Here is an 18,137-nt window from a genome sequence, read left to right as displayed (position 1 = left end):
CGGCCGGCCGCGCACAACCGCAGGCCGGTGGTGTCCGGTTCCGGTACCGGCCTGCGTTCCTCCGGGTACGACTTCATTCATGCGGTACGACGGGCGTCGGAGGCGGAAGTCGGTCTGACAGGGGAGAACCCGATGAATGCGATTTCCCGCTCGTTGATTCCGAAGCTTCGCGTTACCGCCGCAACCCTGGCCCTTACCCTGGCCGCCGCAGGGACCGCCTCCGCCACCGGCTACCCGATCGGTACCAAGACGCCGGTGGATCCCAGCTTCAGCTGCCGCGACTTCGATACCGCCGGATTGCTCTCGGAACTGGTGATCAGCCCGATTCCGGAAGACGTGACCCTGCACTCGGACGGCACGCTGGACGTCGCCACCGCCTACTACTTCTCCAGCGATGGCTGGGTGCTGGACTGGTACCAGCTGAGCAGCGGGCAGGCCATCCACCACGTGCTGGTGCAGGGCCCGAACGGCGCCTACGACTACAGCTACGACCCGCCGGTCACCGAGGATCGCAACCTGGCCGGCACCGCGGTGCCCACGCCGCCCTACGTCAATCCGAAGTACGAAGGCCTGGACAAGGCCAGCTTCTGCTATTCGACCCCGCACGAGGGCGTCGAAGGTTGCACCCTCGGCTACTGGAAGGTGCCGAAGCACCACGATTCCTGGCCGTGGCCGTACACGACCGGTTCGAGCCTGCAATCCGCATTCGGCGCGAATGCGTTCAACGACACCTTCCTCACCGCGCTCAACTACAAGGGCGGTCCGGGCATCGACGGTGCCAAGCGCATCCTGCTGAAGCAGGCGGTGGCCTCGCTGCTGAACGCGGCATCGGGCGGCGTCGAATTCCCGCTCACCACCCAGCAGGTGATCGACATGACCACGTTCGCGCTGGGCAGCAACGACCGCGACGTGATGATCTCGCTGTCGGCCACGTTGGACGCCTACAACAACATGGGCTGCCCGCTGAACTGAAGCCCTGCGAGGCCCGCACCCGCGAAGCCGCCCCTCGGGGCGGCTTTTTTTTTGGCGCAGGCCCGCGATCCGGGACTAGCCGCCCGCCATCGCCTGCAGTGTCAGGCCGGTCAGGTAGGCGCAATAGGTGCCCAGCGCATAACCGAGCACGGAGATCAACACGCCCACCGGCGCCAGCACCGGGTGGAAGGCGCTGGCCACCACCGGCGCGCTGGCCGCGCCGCCGATGTTCGCCTGCGATCCCACCGCCATGAAGAATAGCGGCGCGCGCAACAGCTTCGCCGCCAGCAGCATCAAGGCGCCGTGCGTGCCGATCCAGATCAGTCCGAGCAGCAGCAGCAACGGCCTTTCGGCCAGCATCTTCAGGTCCATCTGCATGCCGATGGTGGCGATCAGCACGTACAGCATCACCGAACCGATCTTCGACGCACCGGCGCCTTCCAGGCTGCGGGCGCGCGTGAAGCTGGCCAGCACGCCGAGGGTGGTGGCGAAGATCGCGATCCAGAAGAAGCGCGAATCCAGGCTGTAGTCGGCCAGCTTCCATTCCGCCGGCAGGGTCTTGATCCACGCCACCATCGGACCGGCCAGCAGGTGCGACAGGCCCATGCCGCCGATGCCGATGGCAAGGATCGACATCAGGTCGGCCGTCGACGGATTGCGCTCGTGTTCCGCCTGATAGGCGGTGATACGCCGCTTCAGGTCCTCGATGGCCGAAGTATCGGCGCCGATCCAGCGATCGATGGCCGCGGCGCGCGACGCCATGAACAGCAGTACCGCCATCCACGCGTAGGCCACGATCACGTCGACCGCGGCGAACTGCCCGAACAGGTCGGCATCGACGCCGAACACCTCCTTCATCGCCGCCTGATTGGCGCCGCCGCCGATCCAGCTGCCGGCGATGGTGGTCATGCCCCGCCAGGTTTCGCCGGCGACGGTTTGCGGATGGATCACGCCCATTGCCGCGAACGCCACGACCGCGCCCAGCATCACGCCGAGCGTACCGACCAGGAACATCGCCAGCATCTTCGGGCCCAGCCGCAATACCGCGCCGAGGTCCATCGCCACGCAGAACAGCACCAACGATGCCGGCAGCAGGTAGTCGCGCGCCATCGGGTACAGTCCCGACGCGGTACCGTCGAACAGGCCCATGCTGTTGCAGATCGCCGGCAACAGGTAGCAGGGCAGGATCGCCGGCACCACGGCGTAGAACCTTTTCCAGGGTCCGTCCGTGCGGGAACTGCCCCAGAACACGAAGCCGAGGATGGCCATCAGGATGCCGAGGATCACGGCATCGTTGCCGATCAGCACGCTGCGTGCGGATTCATCCATGCGCGGACTCCGCTGCGACGAACCGCGTCACTGGCCGATGTGCTGCTTCAACCACGCGTTGACCGTGTCGTGCCACAGGATGCTGTTCTGCGGCTTCAGCACCCAGTGGTTCTCGTCCGGGAAGTACAGGAACTTCGATTCCACGCCCTTGCGCTGCAGCGCGGTGAACAGCGCGATGCCCTGCTCGACCGGGATGCGGAAGTCCTGCTGGCCGTGGATGATCAGCATCGGCACCCTGAAGTCCTTCACGTGGTTGGCCGGGTTGAACTTCTGGTAGCCATCGGGGTTGTCGTACGGCGTGCCGCCGTTCTCCCACTCGCTGAACCACAGTTCCTCGGTGGCGTAGCCCATCGCGTGGTTCTCGAACACGCCGTCGTGGCTGACCAGGCACTTCCACGGCTGGTTCCAGTTGCCGGCGATCCAGTTGACCATGAAGCCGCCGTAGCTGGCGCCGAGCGCGCAGGCCTTGTCGCCGTCGAGGAAGTCGTACTTCTTCAGCGCCGCGGCCCAGCCCTTCTGCAGGTCTTCCAGCGGGCGGTCGCCCCAGTGCTGGCTGATCGCGTCGGTGAACTTCTGCCCGTAGCCGGTGCTGCCGTGGAAATCGATCATCACCACCGCGTAGCCCTGGCCGGCATAGGTCTGCGGGTTCCAGCGGTAGCTCCAGCCATCGCCGAAGCTGCCCTGCGGGCCGCCGTGGATCAGGAACGCGACCGGATATTTCCTGCCGGCGACGTAATTCCACGGCTTGACCACGTAGCCGTGCACGACATCGTTGTTCCAGCCGGCGAACTGGAACTGCTCGTAGTCGCCGAACTTCACTTCCGGCAGCATTTCGCCGGCGCTCTGCGTGATCGCGCGCGGCATGCTGCCGTCGGCGCGGGCGACGAACAGCTGGTCGCCGCTCTTCATCGAGTTGCGGGTGAAGGCCAGCGTGTCGCCGGCGAGGGCGAACGCCGAAATCGAGCCGTCGCCCGCCACGGGCTCCACCTCGCCGTTGTCCAGCCGCACCGCGAACAATGGATGCCTGCCGAGCTCCTGCGCGGTGGTGTAGATCCGGCTGCCGTCGGCCGACAGCGCGATGCCGTCGGCGGAGGCGTCCCAGCGTGGCGCGATTTCCTTCGTCTGGCCGGACGCCAGATCCATCGCCATCAGCGCGAAGCGGTCGGCCTCGAAGCCGGGGCGCGCCATCGCCCGGTAGTACAGGGTCTTGCCGTCGGCGGAGAACACCGGGCCGGCGTCCCAGGCCTTGTTGGCGGCGGTCAGGTTGCGCGCGCCGCTGCCGTCCGCGTTCACCAGCCAGATGTCGAAGTTGGTGCCCCACGGCTCCTCGCGGTTGGCCTGGCGCACGCTCATCGCCACCTGTCTGCCGTCGGCCGACCAGGCGAAGTCGGACAGGTCGCCGAATGGCTTGGACGGAATGTCGCCATCGATGTCGCCGCTGAGCAGGGTCGCCGCCTTGATCATCCCCTCGCCGTCCAGCTTCGCCGCGAACACGCGGTTCAGGCGGCCGTCGGCCCACGTGTCCCAGTGGCGGATGAACATGCGGTCGAACACCTTGCCGGTCGCCTTCGCCGCTTCGGCGTCGTCGAGCTTCTTCTTCGTGCAGTCGAGGTCGCCCTTGCAGTCGGGGAACACCGCGAACGCCAGCGCGACCTGCGTACCGTCCAGCGACAGCTTGTACGCGTCCACGTCCAGCGCGAAGTCGGTCAGGCGCCTCGGCTCGCCGCCGGCCAGCGGGATCGAATACAGCTGCTGCGGGCCGGATTTCGCACTGAGGAAATAGACCGACTTGCCGTCCTTCGAGAACGCCGGCGAATTGACGCTCCAGCCTTCCGGGGTCAGCCGCTTCGGCGGCGCCATGTCGCGCGTGCGCAGGTTGCGCACGTACAGCGCGGTCGAAGCCTTGGTCACTTCCGCATTGACCTGGCGCTTGGCGAACACCACGGTGCCGCCGTCGGGCGACAGGGCCGGCGCGGACACGCGGTCCAGCGCGGCCAGGTCGCGCACTTCGAAGCCGCGCGTGGCGGCGGAAGCGGCCGTCGGAAGCGCGACGAGCAGGCACAGGGAAAGGATGGCGAGCTTCGGCTTCATGCGGGACTCCCGGAATTCGGCAAAGCGCCGATGTTAGGCCGCAACCGCGGTCCGGCGCAAAGGCATGAAGTCATCCCCCTTGCGCCATCCGCCGCCACGGGGACTTACGCCGCTTTCTTGCTGCTGCGGTACAGCAGCCAGCCGACCACGGCCAGCACCGCCAGGCCCGCCCACTTGTTGAATTGCCAGGCTTCCGGCAGGGCCAGCACGTCGGCGCGCGCCGACGCGACGATCGGGATCGCGATGGCGATGCCCATCAGCGCTTCGCCGGTGATCAACCCCGCGGCGAACAGCGTGCCGGGACGATGGATGCGGTCGCGCGCCTCCTCGTCGTCGCCGATCTTGTGCGCGCGCTCGACGAAATGCGCGAGCAGGCCGCCGAGGAAGATCGGCACCATCAGCTCCAGCGGCAGGTAGATGCCGATCGCCGCGGCCAGCACCGGCACGCGGAACTTGCTGCCGCGCGCCTTCAGCCACTCGTCCAGCGCGATCGTCAGCGCGCCGATGACGCCGCCGATGGCGATCATGTCCCACGGCAGCTTGCCGCCGAACAGGCCCTTCGCCACCGAGGCCATCAGCGTCGCCTGCGGCGCCGACAGCGGGTTCGGGTGCTCCGGCGTCGGCGCGCCGATGCCGTAGGCCTGCGACAACAGGTTCAGCACCGGCGCCATGATCAGCGCGCAGGAGAACGCGCCGATGCCCAGCATCAGCTGCTGTTTCCACGGCGTGGCGCCGACGATGTAGCCGGCTTTCAGGTCCTGCAGGTTGTCGCCGCCGACCGCCGCCGCGCAGCACACCACCGCACCGATCATGATCGCGGCCACCGCGCCGATCGGCGAATCGCGGCCGAGCAGGAACATCAGCACCACGGACGCAAACAGGATGGTCGCGATGGTGATGCCGGAGACCGGGTTGTTCGACGAACCGACCAGGCCGGCCAGGTAGGCCGACACCGAGACGAACAGGAAGCCGGCGACGATCATGATGACGGTCATCGGTATGCTGACATGCCACTGCTGCACGACGGCCTGGTACAGGCCGAGCAACGGCAGCGTGAACGCCACCAGCGCGACCAGCATCCACTTCATCGGCAGGTCGCGCTCGGTCTCGGCGACGACCGCACCCGCGCCCTTGCGCGCGGCATGGAAGCCGCTGCGGATGCCCGACACCAGCGACTTGCGCAGCGAGAACAACGTCCAGATGCCGCCGACCAGCATGGTGCCGACGCCGAGGTAGCGGACCTTCGCCGACCAGATCGCGAACGCCGCATCCTCCGCACCCGCGCCGGCGATCGACGACGCAAGGGCCGGATCGCTGCCCAGGAAGAACGCGTGGTAGATCGGAATCGCGAACTGCCACGACAGGATGCTGCCCGAAACGACCACGATGCCGACGTTGAGGCCGACGATGTAGCCCACGCCCAGCAGCGCCGGCGACAGGTTGGTGCCCATGTAGGCCAGGTACTTGCCCAGGAAGCCGGAGCCGGCAGCGGTATCGGGGATCATGCGCAGGCCGCTCTGTGCGGCCAGCTTGACCACCGCGCCGATCGCGCCGGCCAGGCCGAGGATCTTCAGCCCGGGGCCGGGGTTCTCGCCGGCCTTCAGCACTTCCGCCGCGGCCTTGCCTTCGGGGAACGGCAGCGGTTCCTCGACGATCATCGAACGCCGCAGCGGCACCGAGAACAGCACGCCGAGCAGGCCGCCGAGGCCGGCGATGGCCAGCACCCACGAGTATTCGAAGGTATTCCAGTGCCCCAGGATGATCAGCGCCGGGATGGTGAAGATGACGCCGGCGGCGATCGAGGAACCGGCCGAGGCACCGGTCTGCACGATGTTGTTCTCGAGGATCGAACCGCCGCCGAGCAGGCGCAGCACGCCCATCGACACCACCGCCGCCGGGATCGCAGTGGCGATGGTCAGGCCGGCGAACAGGCCGAGGTAGGCATTGGCCGCGGACAGCACCACCGCCAGCACGATGGCGAGGATGACGGCGCGGAATGTGAGCTGCGGCTGGGTCTTTTCGTTCATGCCCGGTCCCCGGATGGCAAAGTGGGCGACAAACTACCGGATGGCACGCGTTCCGGGAAGCCTTGCGGCGGAATCGGCGCGCTCAGCGGCTTGCCGCGATCTCGTCCAGCACCCGGGCCATGCCCTCGCGCCAATCCGGCAATTCGATGCCGAAATCGGCTTGCAACCGGGACGTATCCAGCCGCGAATATGCCGGTCGTCGTGCGGGCGTCGGGTAGTCGGCGGTCGCGATCGGGATCACCTTCGGCGCCTTCGCCAGCAATCCACGCTGCACCGCCGCATCGACGATGGCCCGGGCGAAACCGTGCCAGCTGGTTTCGCCGGACGCGGTCAGGTGCCAGATACCGGACCGCCCCGGCGACTGCGCCAGTACCTGCGCAGTGACGTCGGCGATCAGCGCGGCCGGAGTCGGCGTGCCGATCTGGTCGGCGACCACGCGCAATTCGTCGCGTTCCGCGGCAAGCCGCAACATCGTGCGCAGGAAGTTCTTGCCGTGCGCGGCGTAAACCCATGCGGTGCGGAAGATCAGGTATCGGCAGCCCGAAGCCTGGATCGCCCGCTCGCCCGCCAGCTTGCTGGCGCCGTACACGCCCAGCGGCGCGGTCGGGTCGTCCTCGCGGTACGGCCGCGCGCCGCCGCCATCGAAGACGTAATCGGTCGAATAATGCGCCAGCGGGATGCCGCGCTTCGCACAGGCCTGCGCGAGCTGGCGCGGCGCCTCGGCGTTGGCGCGGAACGCGGCCTCGACTTCTTCCTCGGCTCTGTCCACCGCAGTGTAGGCGGCGGCGTTGACGACGACATCCGGCACAATGCGCTCGACCAGTGCGGGCAGCGAATCCGGCGCGTCGAAATCGGCGGCCTCGCACTCCGTGCCGTCCTCCAGCCTGCCGCCGCGCGTGGCGCACACCACGTCGCCCAGCGAGGCGAGGCTGCGCCGCGACTCGCGGCCGACCTGGCCGTTCGCGCCGAGCAACAGGATCTTCATGCGGCGTAGGCCGGCAGCCGTTCCCGCGCGATTTCGGACAGGAACGGCGCCTTCGCATCCTTGTCGGACAGTTGCGGCTCGCCGACCGGCCAGTCGATGCCGATGTCGGCATCGTTCCAGCGCACGCCGGCATCGTGTTCGCGGTAGTAGACGTCGGTGCACAGGTAGCTGAACAGCGCGCGATCCGAAAGCACCGCGAAGCCGTGCGCGAAACCCTCCGGTATCCAGAACTGGCGCCTGTTCTCCGCGCTCAGCACCGCCGCCGCCCACTTGCCGAAGGTCGGCGAGCCGCGACGGATGTCGACGGCGACGTCGTAGACCTCGCCTTCGAGCACGCTGACCAGCTTGCCCTGCGGGTTCGGCCACTGGTAATGCAAACCGCGCAGGACGCCCCTCGACGACGACGAAACGTTGCTCTGCACGAACCGCGACGGCAGCCCGAGTTCGCCGTAACGCTGCGCGTTCCAGGTCTCGAAGAAGAAGCCGCGCGCATCGCCGAACACCGCCGGTTCGATCACCACGCAACCCGGCAAGTCGGTTTCGACGACCTTCACTTGACCGCCCCGCGCTTCAGCAGCGTCAACAGGTACTGGCCGTAGCCGTTCTTGGCCAGCGGCGCGGCGAGCTCTTCCACCTGCGCGGCATCGATCCAGCCCTGCGCATAGGCGATTTCCTCGGGGCAAGCGACCTTCAGGCCCTGCCGGGTTTCGATCGTCTCGATGTAGTTCGAGGCTTCGAGCAACGACTGGTGGGTGCCGGTATCCAGCCAGGCGAAACCGCGGCCCATCTGCTCCAAATGCAGCGAACCGTCCTCCAGGTAACGGCGATTGAGGTCGGTGATCTCCAGCTCGCCCCGCGGCGACGGCTTCAGCGCGGCGGCGTAATCGCTGGCGCGGCCGTCGTAGAAATACAGGCCGGTGACCGCGTAATTGGAACGCGGCTGCTTCGGCTTCTCCTCCAGCCCGACCACCTTGCCCTGCGCGTCGAATTCGGCCACGCCGTAGCGTTCCGGATCGCTGACCCAATAGCCGAACACGGTGGCGCCGTCGGCGCGCTCGTCGGCGCGCTTCAGCATCTCGGTCAATCCATGGCCGTAGAAGATGTTGTCGCCCAGCACCAGGCAGCTTGGCTGGCCGGCGACGAAGTCGCGGCCGATCAGGTAGGCCTGCGCCAGACCGTCCGGGCTCGGCTGCACCGCGTACTCGATGCGCATGCCCCACTGCGAGCCGTCGCCGAGCAATGCCTGGAACAACGCCTGCTCGTGCGGCGTGTTGATCACCAGCACTTCGCGGATGCCCGCCAGCATCAGCACGCTCAGCGGGTAATAGATCATCGGCTTGTCGTACACCGGCAGCAGTTGCTTGCTGATGCCGCGGGTGATCGGGTACAGGCGCGTGCCGGAGCCGCCGGCCAGGATGATGCCTTTGCGCTGGGTCATTTCCGGTTTCCCTTACGAGGCGGTGCCGATGCGCTCGAGGCGGTAGCTGCCGTCGAGCACGCGTTTCACCCAGTCCTGGTTGTCGAGGTACCAGTCGACCGTCTCGGCGATGCCGCGCTCGAAGGTGTATTGCGGCTCCCAGCCCAGTTCGTCCTTCAGCTTGCCGGCGTCGATCGCGTAGCGGCGGTCGTGGCCGGGGCGGTCGGCGACGAAGGCGATCTGGCTTTCGCGCGGTTTGCCGTCGGCACGCGGGCGGCGCTGGTCGAGCAGCGAGCAGATCGCCTTCACCACCTCGATGTTCTGCTTTTCGGAATTGCCGCCGACGTTGTAGGTCTCGCCGACCCGGCCGCGCTCGAGCACGGCGCGGATCGCCGCGCAGTGGTCGCGCACGAACAGCCAGTCGCGCACCTGCTTGCCGTCGCCGTACACCGGCAGCGGCTCGCCGGCCAGCGCCTTGGCGATCACCAGCGGGATGAGTTTCTCGGGGAAGGGGTACGGCCCGTAGTTGTTCGAGCAGTTGGTGGTCAGCGTCGGCAGGCCGTAGGTGTGGTGGAACGCGCGCACCAGGTGGTCCGAGGCCGCCTTCGAAGCCGAATACGGCGAGTTCGGCGCGTACGGCGTGGTCTCGGTGAACTTCCCGGTTTCGCCCAGGGTGCCGTAGACCTCGTCGGTGGAGACGTGCAGGAAGCGGAACCCGTCCTTCGCTTCGCCTGGCAGGTTCTTCCAGTAGTCACGCACGGATTCCAGCAAGCCGAGCGTGCCGACCACGTTGGTCTGCACGAAGGCGGCCGGGCCATCGATCGAGCGGTCGACGTGGCTCTCGGCGGCGAAATTCACCACCGCATCGGGCCGGTATTCGGCCAGCAGACGCTCGACCAGCGCACGGTCGCCGATGTCGCCGTGCACGAAGACGTGGTCGGGATTGCCTTCCAGCGAAGCCAGCGTGTCGAGATTGCCGGCGTAGGTCAACGCGTCCAGGTTGACGATGCGGACGCCGCGCGGCACCGCTTCCAGCACGAAATTACCGCCAATAAACCCGGCTCCGCCGGTGACCAGCCATGTCGGCACACTGTTCTCCGTAGTGTTTCCTGGGGGTTCGATGGGAAAGGCGCGGCCGCCGGCTCAGAACGGGATGTCGTCGTCGTCGAAGCCCGCGTCCGCTGCCGGTTGTGCGGCCGCCGGCGCCGGCCGGCGCGACGCGCCGGAACCGCCCGAGCCGTATTCCTGGCGTTGCGGGCGCGAAGCGCGTTCGGCCGAGCCGCCGCCTTCGCCGCGGCCGCCGAGCATCTGCATCTCGTCGGCGACGATCTCGGTGATGTAGCGCTCCTGGCCGTCGTTGCCGGTGAACTTGTCGTAGCGGATGCTGCCCTCGACGTAGACCTGCGAGCCCTTGCGCAGGTATTCGCCGGCGATCTCGCCGAGCTTGCCGAAGAACTTCACCCGGTGCCACTCGGTGCGTTCCTGCTGGTTGCCGTCGCGGTCCTTGCGCACGCTGGTGGTGGCCAGGCTGATGGTGGTGACGGCCATGCCGCTCTGGGTGTACTTGGTGTCGGGGTCGTTGCCCAGGTTGCCGACCAGGATGACCTTGTTGATGCCGCGTGCCATGTCTTCGTTCCGTCCTTAGCCCCGCCGATTGCGGAGCGCCATTCCAGTATACCCGCCGATGTGAACGCCATCGGAAGACCGGCCGCGACAGGGTAGGAATCCGCCCTGTCGCCCTTCACATCCGCGCCCTTATAATTCAGCGACTTCCATACGCCATCGCCCATGTCCGCCGTCGTCCACCCCAATTCGAAGCCGGCCCGGCCCGCCCTGCCCCTGCCGCAGATCCAGGCCCTCGCCGCACCGGACATGGCCGCGATCGACGCCCTGATCCGGCGCCGGCTGGCTTCGGACGTGGTGCTGATCAACCAGATCGCCGAGCACATCGTCTCCGCCGGCGGCAAGCGCCTGCGGCCGATGCTGGTGGCGCTGGCCGGCCGCGCCTGCGGCGGCGACGCCGGCGCCGAGCACCACCAGCTGGCGGCGATCATCGAGTTCATCCACACCTCGACCCTGCTGCACGACGACGTGGTCGACGAATCCGACCTGCGCCGCGGCCGCAGCACCGCCAATGCGCTGTGGGGCAACGCGCCGAGCGTGCTGGTCGGCGACTTCCTGTATTCGCGCAGCTTCCAGCTGATGGTGGAACTGGACCGCATGGAAGTGATGCGGATCCTCGCCGACACCACCAACCGCATCGCCGAAGGCGAAGTGCTGCAACTGCTGCACGTGCACAACCCCGATACCGACGAGGCCGCCTACCTGCGCGTGATCGAGCGCAAGACCGCGGTGCTGTTCGCCGCCGGCACGCAACTGGGCGCGCTGGCGTCCGGGGTCGACGCAGCGACCCAGCGCAAGCTGTACGACTACGGCATGTACCTGGGCTATGCCTTCCAGATCGCCGACGACGTGCTCGACTACGCGGCCGATGCCGCCGACCTGGGCAAGAACCTCGGCGACGACCTCGCCGAAGGCAAGGCCACGCTGCCGCTGATCCACGCGATGGCGCACTCGGACGAAGCGGTGCGCGCGCGGCTGCGCGGGATCGTCGAGAACGGCGACGCCGGCGCGATGCCGGAAGTGCTGGCGGCGATCAGGGCCACCGGCGGCCTCGACTACAGCCGCCGCCGCGCCTTCGAATACGCTGCCGCGGCCGAAGGCGCGCTCGACGGCCTGCCGGACAGCGAAGCGCTGGCCGCGCTGCGCGGACTGGCGCGCTACGCGGTCGAACGCACGCATTGACCGCTCAGTCGGCGAAGACCTCGTCGAGGAAATCGTCCATCATCCTGTACGCGCGCCGGGCTGCGCGCTCGTTGTAGACGCAGCCCGGCGGGCGGTTGGCGTTCTCCAGCGCGAAGCAGTGCACCGCGCCGCTGAAGTTGACGAACTGCCAGTCGGCGCCGGCTTCGTTCATTTCCTGCTCGAAACCGGCGATGTCGCCGGCCGTGCCCTTGTCGTCGGCGCCGTTGAGGACCAGCAGCGGCGCCTTCACCGCGCCCTTCCGCGCCGGCAGCGCCGTCGAAAGCCCGCCGTGGAAACTCACCACGCCGGCCACGTCGGCCCCGCTGCGCGCCAGTTCCAGCACCGACGAGCCGCCGAAGCAATAGCCGAAGGCGGCGATCTTCGTCGCGTCCAATGGCACCTTGCCGGCTTGCGCCTTCAGCGCATCCAGCCCGGCGTTGATCCGCGCGCGCATCGCCGCCGGGTCCGGGTAGAGCTTCGTCACCTGCGCGCTGGCCTCGCTCGGGTTCTTCGGCCGGATCCCCTTGCCGTACATGTCCACGACCAGCACGACGTAATCGTCGCCGGCGATCTGCCGGGCCTTGGCCACCGCGTCGTCGGTCACGCCCAGCCAGTCCGGCACCATCACCAGCCCGGGGCGCCTGTCGCTGCCGGCATCGTCGTAGACCACGAAACCGCTGAAGACCTGCCCGCCGACCTTCCATTCCACCGGCTTGGCCTGCTGGGTGGCGAAGGCGGCCGGAGTGGCGACGGCGAGCGTCGCGAGCAACAACCACGGGAGCTTGCGCATGGCGGTTCTCCGTCGGGAAAGTGCGCGCAGTTTACCGCCACGGCACGGCCGCGGAGCGCTATGATCGGCGCCCTTTCGACCCCGGCGCCCTGCCGCGGGGGACCCCGCCCCCATGACCGCCCGCCTGCTGCCGATCCTGTTGCTGCTCGGCTCCAACATCTTCATGACCTTCGCCTGGTACGGGCACCTGAAATACCGCGCCGCGCCGCTGCTGGTCGCGATCCTGGCCAGCTGGAGCATCGCCTTCTTCGAATACACGCTGATGGTGCCGGCCAACCGCATCGGCAACGCGGCGTACTCGGTGGTGCAGCTGAAGACGATCCAGGAAATCCTCACCCTGGTCGTGTTCGCCGGCTTCTCGGCGTGGTTCCTCGGCCAGCCGCTGAAGTGGAACCACTACGCCGCGTTCGCGCTGATCGTCGGCGCGGCGTTCCTGATGTTCAAGGAGTGACCGAACCGCCGGCGCAGCGCTTTCTCAGAACTTGATCTTCCCGGCCAGGATGTCCTTGAACATCACCCAGTCGCCGGCGAAGGAATAGAACGGGTGCCTGAACGTCGCCGGCCGGTTCTTCTCGAAGAAGAAATGCCCCACCCAGGCGAAGCCGTAGCCGCAGAACAGCGCGGCCAGCAGCCACCACGCGTTGCCGCTGAAGATCGCGCCGGCGACGAAGCCCAATGCGCCGCAGCTGCCGGCGAAATGCAGCCGGCGCGAAGTGCGGTTCCGGTGTTCGCTGAGGTAGAACGGATAGAACTCGCGGAAACTGGCGAAGCGGCTCATTTCCCCTCCCGGAAGCGGCGTCGCGACGGCGCCATGATGCGCCGGGCGCGATGCGGAGACAACGCCGCCGCTCAGCCTTCCCCGCGCTCGATGCGCTTGGCCCGCGTCCAGTAGGCCTCCTGCGCTTCCAGCGGTTGTCCGGCAAGCGGCCTGCCGTCGGCTTCGGCGAGCCTTTCCATCGCGCGGAAGCGCCGCTCGAACTTCGCGTTGGCGTGGCGCAGCGCCGCGCCGACGTCGACCTTCGCGTGCCGCGCCAGGTTGGCGCAGACGAACAGCACGTCGCCGATCTCGTCCTCCAGCCGCGCGCGGTTCGCCTCCACGTCGCCCCGGGCGAATTCGGCGCGCACTTCGTCGATTTCCTCGTGCAGCTTGGCGATCACCGGCTCCGGACCGGGCCAGTCGAAGCCGGTCTTCGCCGCGCGCGCCTGCAGCTTCACCGCGCGCTGCCATTCCGGCAGGCCGCGGGCGATGCCGGCCAGCGCGGATGCATCCTCGTCGCCGGCCGCGGCGCGTTCGGCCCGCTTGATCGCATGCCAGCTCTCCTCGACCGCCGCCGCGTCGTCGCGCGAGGCCTCGCCGAACACGTGCGGATGCCGCCGCAGCATCTTGTCGCTGATCGAACGCACCACGTCGTCGAAGCCGAACGCGCCCCGCTCCTTCGCCATCTGCGCGTGGAACACCACCTGCAGCAGCAGGTCGCCGAGTTCGCCCTTCAGGTCGTCCAGGTCGTTGCGGTCGATCGCATCGGCGACTTCGTAGGCCTCCTCGATCGTGTACGGCGCGATGGTCGAGAAATCCTGCTGCAGGTCCCACGGGCAACCGCCTTGCGGATCGCGCAGCCGGGCCATGATTTCGAGGAGTTCGTCGATGGGGGCTTTCGGCCTGTCCATGCCGTTTACAGCCAATCCTGCCAAGGCAGGGTCGGATCGCCCAGCGCGATGAAGTCGCCGTTCAACAGCGACTCGCGCCGGTTGTAGCGGAACGACCGCCCGTCCGGCGCCAGCAACGCCCCGCCGGCCGATTCCAGGATGCACTGCGCCGCCGCCGTGTCCCACTCCGAGGTCGGCCCGAAACGCGGGTACACGTCCAGCGCGCCCTCGGCGATGCGGCAGAATTTCAGCGAGGAACCCAGCGCCAGCGTCTCCGCCGCATCGCCGCTCCACGCCGCGATCCGCTCCAGCAGCGCATCGGTGCGCGCATCGCGGTGCGAGCGGCTCGCGGCCACGCGCAACGGCGGCCGCGCCGGGCGCCGCGTGCGCAGCAGCGTGTCGCTGTCGCCGTCGCGGCGGAACGCGTCACGGCCCTGCATCGCATGCCACGCGGTGCCGGTGACCGGCGCCACCACCACGCCGAACACCGGCTGGTTCTCTTCGACCAGCGCGATGTTGACGGTGAACTCGCCATTGCGCTTGACGAACTCGCGGGTGCCGTCGAGCGGATCGACCAGCCAGTAGGTCGGCCACTCCGCGCGCACCGACCACGGGATGTCGGAGGCCTCCTCCGACAGCACCGGCCAGTCCGGCGTCAAACGCTGCAGGCCTTCGGCGATGATGTGGTGCGCAGCCATGTCGGCGCGGGTCAGCGGCGTGTCGTCGGCCTTGCTCTCGACTTCGAACGTCTGCGCGTACACCGCCATGATCGCGGCGGCGGCCTCGTGCGCGATGGCGATCACCGCTTCGTAATGGTCGGGGGAGATTCGCATTCAGGACAACCGTTGCAGCCATTCCCTGGCAATGAACAGGGCCGCCAGCGAGCGGCCTTCGGAAAAATCTTCGCGCAGCATCAGCTCGTCGAGCCGCTCCAGCTTCCACGGCACCACTTCCAGCTCCTCCGGCTCGTCGCCGGGCAGCTTTTCCGGGTACAGGTCGCGCGCCAGCACCAGCCACGACTGGTGGCTCATGTAGGTCGGCGCCAGGCTCAGCGGCCGCAGCACGTCGATGCGGTGCGCGCCGTAGCCGGCTTCCTCCTTCAATTCGCGGTCGGCCGCCTGCTCCGGCGTTTCGCCGGCATCGATGCGGCCCTTGACCAGGCCCAGTTCGTAGCGGTGCACGCCGGCGGCGTATTCGCGCACCAGCAGCACGGTTTCGTCGTCGAGCATCGGCACCACCACCACCGCGCCGTGGCCGCGCGTGACCAGGCGGTCGAAACGGCGGCGCTCGCCGTTGGCGAATTCCAGGTCCAGCCGCTCCATCCGGTAGGGTCCGGCTTCCTGCTCGGTCACGCCATGGATCGTGGGGAGCCGGCGGCTCATGGCGCGTGCCCAGCCATGCACGGTCTGGTCGCGGCCGATATGATGGCGGGATGCAGTCGATGGAACATGTCCCGCGAATGGTAGCAGAGCCGGCGACTATTGACGGTGGGAATCCGGAGGCGGCGCGCTGGCGCGAGCGCGACCTGGCCGTGTTGTGGCATCCCTGCACGCAGATGCGCGAGCATCCGCACGCGTTGCCGCTGGTGCCGATCGCGCGCGGCGAAGGCGCATGGCTGGTCGGCCACGACGGCCGCCGCTACCTGGACGCGGTCGGCAGCTGGTGGACCAACCTGTTCGGCCACGCCGAGCCGCGCATCGCCGCCGCCATCGCGAAACAGGCGGGCACGCTGGAGCAGGTGCTGCTGGCCGGCTTCGGCCACGAACCGGCGATCGAACTGGCGGAGAAGCTGCTGGCCATCGCGCCGAAGCAGGCGGGGCGCGAGCCGCCGGCCAAGGTGTTCTACGCCGACAACGGCTCGGCCGGCGTCGAAGTGGCGTTGAAGATGGCCTTCCACTTCTTCCGCAACCTCGGCGAGGAACGGCGGAGCAAATTCGTTGCGCTGGAAAACGGCTACCACGGCGAGACCATCGGCGCGCTGTCGGTCGGCGACATCCCGCTGTACCGCCGCACCTACGCGCCGCTGCTGGCCGAAGCGCTGTTCGCGCCGTCGCCGGACGCCTACGCGGCGCGCGGCGGCGAATCGGCCGAGCAGTGCGCCGGGCGCGCCGCCGACGCGCTGGCGGCGCTGTTCGATCGCCATCCCGGCGAGATCTGCGCGCTGATCGTCGAACCGCTGGTGCAGTGCGCCGGCGGCATGCGCATGCACCACCCCGCCTACCTGCGCCGCGCGCGCCAGCTGTGCGACGCCAACGGCGCGTTCCTGATCGCCGACGAGATCGCCACCGGCTTCGGCCGCACCGGCACGATGTTCGCGTTCGAGCAGGCCGGCGCGATGCCCGACCTGATGTGCGTGTCCAAGGGCCTGACCGGCGGCTTCCTGCCGCTGGCGGCGGTGCTGGCCACGCAGCAGGTCTACGACGCCTTCCTCGACGATTCGCGCGAACGCGCCTTCCTGCATTCGCACAGCTACACCGGCAACCCGCTGGCCTGCGCGGCGGCGCTGGCGTCGCTGCGCATCTTCGAAAGCGACGGCATCCTCGAACGCAACCGCGCCACCGCGGCGAAGATGGCGCGGCTGGCGGACGCGTTCCGCGGCCACCCGCATGTCGCCGACGTGCGCCAGACCGGGATGATCGTCGCCTTCGAACTGACCCGCGACGGGAACCGGGCCACGCCCTTCCCGGCCGAAGCGCGCGTCGGCTTGCGCGCCTACCGCGCCGCGCTGGCCCGCGGCGTGGTGCTGCGCCCGCTCGGCGACGTCCTGTACTGGATGCCGCCGTATTGCATCGACGACGCGCAACTCGCGCTGCTCGCGGAAACCACGCGCGCGGCGATCGACGAGGCCACCGCATGCGCCTGACCCGCTGCTTCGTCGCGACGCCGCTGTCGACCGGCGCGGAAATCGCCCTGCCCGACTCGGCCGCCGCGCACCTGGTGCGCGTGCTGCGCCTGCGCGAAGGCGACGAGTGCGTGCTGTTCAACGGCGATGGCCACGACTACGCCGCGCGCATCGTCGCGGCGGGCAAGCGCGAGGTCCGCGCCGCGGTCGCCTCGAAGTCGGAGGCCCGCAACGAATCGCCGCTGCGCATCGTGCTGCTGCAGGGCATCGCCCGCGGCGAGAAGATGGACCTGATCCTGCAGAAGGCGACCGAGCTCGGCGTCGCCGCGGTCGTGCCGGTGAATTCCGAGCGCAGCGAAGTGAAGCTCGACGCCGAGCGCGCGGCCAGGCGTGTCGAGCACTGGCGCAACGTGATCGTCGCCGCCTGCGAACAGAGCGGCCGCGCGACGATCCCGGAACTGTCCGCGCCGGCTTCGCTGGCCGACGCCGCGCGCTCGGTGCAGGCGACGCTGAAACTCACGCTGGACCCGGAAGGCGAACACGCGCTGTCGTCGCTGCCGGCGCCGTCGCCTCCGTCGGTCGCCGTCGCCATCGGCCCCGAAGGCGGCTGGTCGCCGCGCGACCGCGAAACATTGAAGTCGGCCGGTTTCGGCGGCCTGCGCCTGGGCCCGCGGATCCTGCGCACGGAAACCGCGGGGCTGGCCGCGATCGCGGCGCTGCAATCCAGATTTGGCGACTTGTAGGGGCGGCGCCAGGCCTCACGCCGCCTGCTTCAACGCCTCGCCGACCATCGATTCGACCTTGTCCAGGTCGGGCAGCAGCGCCACTTCGTCGCCGATCAGCACGCGCACCAGCACGCCTTCCGGCAACGACTCCTCGCTGGCGTCGGCCAGCAGGCCGTCGCGCGGCACCGACACCAGGCGCGGGAACGACGGCGTCAACAGCGCCACGTACGGCATGTCCGCGTCGCCGCCCAGCGCCTTCAGCACCACGATCTTGCTGTTCGCGGTCAGGCCTTCGTCGCTCAGGTTGGCCAGGCGCGCGAACGACACCAGCGGCACCTGCCAGCCGTGCCAGTGGATCCGTCCCGCCAGCCACTGCGGCGCGTTGGCGATCGGTTCCACCGGCACCTTCGCCAGCACTTCGCCGATCGTCGCGTTCGGCAGCAGCACGCGCTCGCCGGCGACCTGCACCAGTACGCCGCGGATTTCGTCGTTGGAATGGGCCATGCT

At 68.6% G+C, this 18,137-nt stretch carries 19 protein-coding genes; 5 read left to right on the top strand and 14 right to left on the bottom strand.

Annotated features, from left to right (window positions below; all coding sequences use genetic code 11):
• Positions 1 to 132: 132 nt before the first annotated feature.
• Entirely contained in the window at positions 133 to 972 is an 840-nt protein-coding gene (locus CSC71_RS03435; RefSeq protein WP_162372948.1) for a hypothetical protein, read from the top strand.
• Between the two features lie 75 nt (positions 973 to 1,047).
• On the opposite strand, the gene CSC71_RS03430 is transcribed toward CSC71_RS03435, so the two are convergent.
• The 8 genes from CSC71_RS03430 to ssb all read right to left on the bottom strand — a co-directional run bounded on the left by CSC71_RS03430 (position 1,048) and on the right by ssb (position 10,447).
• Positions 1,048 to 2,301 (bottom strand): DUF819 family protein, encoded by a 1,254-nt coding sequence (locus CSC71_RS03430; protein ID WP_162372947.1) that lies wholly within the window; start codon positions 2,299 to 2,301, stop codon positions 1,048 to 1,050.
• A 27-nt stretch (positions 2,302 to 2,328) separates the two neighbouring features.
• Entirely contained in the window at positions 2,329 to 4,392 is a 2,064-nt protein-coding gene (locus tag CSC71_RS03425; RefSeq protein ID WP_162372946.1) for a S9 family peptidase, read from the bottom strand.
• A gap of 104 nt (positions 4,393 to 4,496) precedes the next feature.
• Complete coding sequence (locus tag CSC71_RS03420; protein ID WP_162372945.1) at positions 4,497 to 6,419, bottom strand: OPT family oligopeptide transporter; 1,923 nt, start codon at positions 6,417 to 6,419, stop codon at positions 4,497 to 4,499.
• Positions 6,420 to 6,501: 82 nt separating this feature from the next.
• Positions 6,502 to 7,404 (bottom strand): dTDP-4-dehydrorhamnose reductase, encoded by a 903-nt coding sequence (gene rfbD, locus CSC71_RS03415; protein ID WP_162372944.1) that lies wholly within the window; start codon positions 7,402 to 7,404, stop codon positions 6,502 to 6,504.
• On the bottom strand, positions 7,401 to 7,958 hold the full coding sequence (gene rfbC / locus CSC71_RS03410) for a dTDP-4-dehydrorhamnose 3,5-epimerase (RefSeq protein ID WP_162372943.1): 558 nt from the start codon (positions 7,956 to 7,958) through the stop codon (positions 7,401 to 7,403). Before rfbC ends, rfbD begins: the two co-directional genes overlap by 4 nt.
• Entirely contained in the window at positions 7,955 to 8,842 is an 888-nt protein-coding gene (rfbA, locus tag CSC71_RS03405; RefSeq protein ID WP_162372942.1) for a glucose-1-phosphate thymidylyltransferase RfbA, read from the bottom strand. The genes rfbC and rfbA overlap by 4 nt, the downstream gene beginning before the upstream one ends.
• A gap of 12 nt (positions 8,843 to 8,854) precedes the next feature.
• Positions 8,855 to 9,910 (bottom strand): dTDP-glucose 4,6-dehydratase, encoded by a 1,056-nt coding sequence (gene rfbB / locus CSC71_RS03400; protein ID WP_162372941.1) that lies wholly within the window; start codon positions 9,908 to 9,910, stop codon positions 8,855 to 8,857.
• Between the two features lie 54 nt (positions 9,911 to 9,964).
• Positions 9,965 to 10,447, bottom strand: coding sequence for a single-stranded DNA-binding protein (gene ssb, locus CSC71_RS03395; RefSeq protein ID WP_162372940.1), 483 nt, complete (start codon positions 10,445 to 10,447; stop codon positions 9,965 to 9,967).
• Between the two features lie 162 nt (positions 10,448 to 10,609).
• Here ssb and CSC71_RS03390 point away from each other — a divergent pair, with 162 nt between their 5' ends.
• The gene (locus CSC71_RS03390) at positions 10,610 to 11,626 is read left to right on the top strand and encodes a polyprenyl synthetase family protein (RefSeq protein ID WP_162372939.1); all 1,017 of its coding nucleotides are present in this window, start codon (positions 10,610 to 10,612) and stop codon (positions 11,624 to 11,626) included.
• A gap of 4 nt (positions 11,627 to 11,630) precedes the next feature.
• Here CSC71_RS03390 and CSC71_RS03385 read toward each other — a convergent pair whose 3' ends face one another.
• Positions 11,631 to 12,416: a dienelactone hydrolase family protein gene (locus CSC71_RS03385; protein ID WP_162372938.1), complete on the bottom strand. Its 786-nt coding sequence runs from the start codon at positions 12,414 to 12,416 to the stop codon at positions 11,631 to 11,633.
• Between the two features lie 112 nt (positions 12,417 to 12,528).
• On the opposite strand from CSC71_RS03385, the gene CSC71_RS03380 reads away from it, so the two are divergent.
• Positions 12,529 to 12,867: a DMT family protein gene (locus CSC71_RS03380; protein ID WP_162372937.1), complete on the top strand. Its 339-nt coding sequence runs from the start codon at positions 12,529 to 12,531 to the stop codon at positions 12,865 to 12,867.
• A gap of 24 nt (positions 12,868 to 12,891) precedes the next feature.
• Here CSC71_RS03380 and CSC71_RS03375 read toward each other — a convergent pair whose 3' ends face one another.
• The 4 genes from CSC71_RS03375 to nudE form a co-directional block, all read right to left on the bottom strand.
• Entirely contained in the window at positions 12,892 to 13,194 is a 303-nt protein-coding gene (locus CSC71_RS03375; protein WP_162372936.1) for an Mpo1-like protein, read from the bottom strand.
• A gap of 71 nt (positions 13,195 to 13,265) precedes the next feature.
• A complete protein-coding gene (gene mazG / locus CSC71_RS03370) occupies positions 13,266 to 14,084 on the bottom strand; it encodes a nucleoside triphosphate pyrophosphohydrolase (RefSeq protein WP_162372935.1) in 819 nt (272 codons plus the stop codon).
• A gap of 5 nt (positions 14,085 to 14,089) precedes the next feature.
• Entirely contained in the window at positions 14,090 to 14,896 is an 807-nt protein-coding gene (gene cysQ, locus CSC71_RS03365) for a 3'(2'),5'-bisphosphate nucleotidase CysQ (RefSeq protein WP_162372934.1), read from the bottom strand.
• Positions 14,897 to 15,445: an ADP compounds hydrolase NudE gene (gene nudE, locus CSC71_RS03360; protein ID WP_162372933.1), complete on the bottom strand. Its 549-nt coding sequence runs from the start codon at positions 15,443 to 15,445 to the stop codon at positions 14,897 to 14,899.
• Between the two features lie 50 nt (positions 15,446 to 15,495).
• Between nudE and bioA the strand changes: the two genes are divergently transcribed.
• Both bioA and CSC71_RS03350 read left to right on the top strand, forming a co-directional pair.
• Positions 15,496 to 16,926 carry an adenosylmethionine--8-amino-7-oxononanoate transaminase gene (gene bioA / locus CSC71_RS03355; protein WP_211367836.1) on the top strand — a complete coding sequence of 477 codons (1,431 nt, stop codon included), beginning with the start codon at positions 15,496 to 15,498 and terminating at the stop codon, positions 16,924 to 16,926.
• Positions 16,917 to 17,648 (top strand): 16S rRNA (uracil(1498)-N(3))-methyltransferase, encoded by a 732-nt coding sequence (locus CSC71_RS03350; RefSeq protein ID WP_162372931.1) that lies wholly within the window; start codon positions 16,917 to 16,919, stop codon positions 17,646 to 17,648. Before bioA ends, CSC71_RS03350 begins: the two co-directional genes overlap by 10 nt.
• Positions 17,649 to 17,663: 15 nt before the next feature.
• Here CSC71_RS03350 and CSC71_RS03345 read toward each other — a convergent pair whose 3' ends face one another.
• Complete coding sequence (locus CSC71_RS03345; protein WP_162372930.1) at positions 17,664 to 18,134, bottom strand: chemotaxis protein CheW; 471 nt, start codon at positions 18,132 to 18,134, stop codon at positions 17,664 to 17,666.
• Positions 18,135 to 18,137 lie beyond the last annotated feature (3 nt).

The sequence above is a fragment of the Pseudoxanthomonas sangjuensis genome, from assembly GCF_010211755.1.
Taxonomy (GTDB): domain Bacteria; phylum Pseudomonadota; class Gammaproteobacteria; order Xanthomonadales; family Xanthomonadaceae; genus Pseudoxanthomonas_A; species Pseudoxanthomonas_A sangjuensis.
Note: the sequence above shows the minus strand (reverse complement) of the source record. Positions and strands in the feature narration are given on the sequence as shown.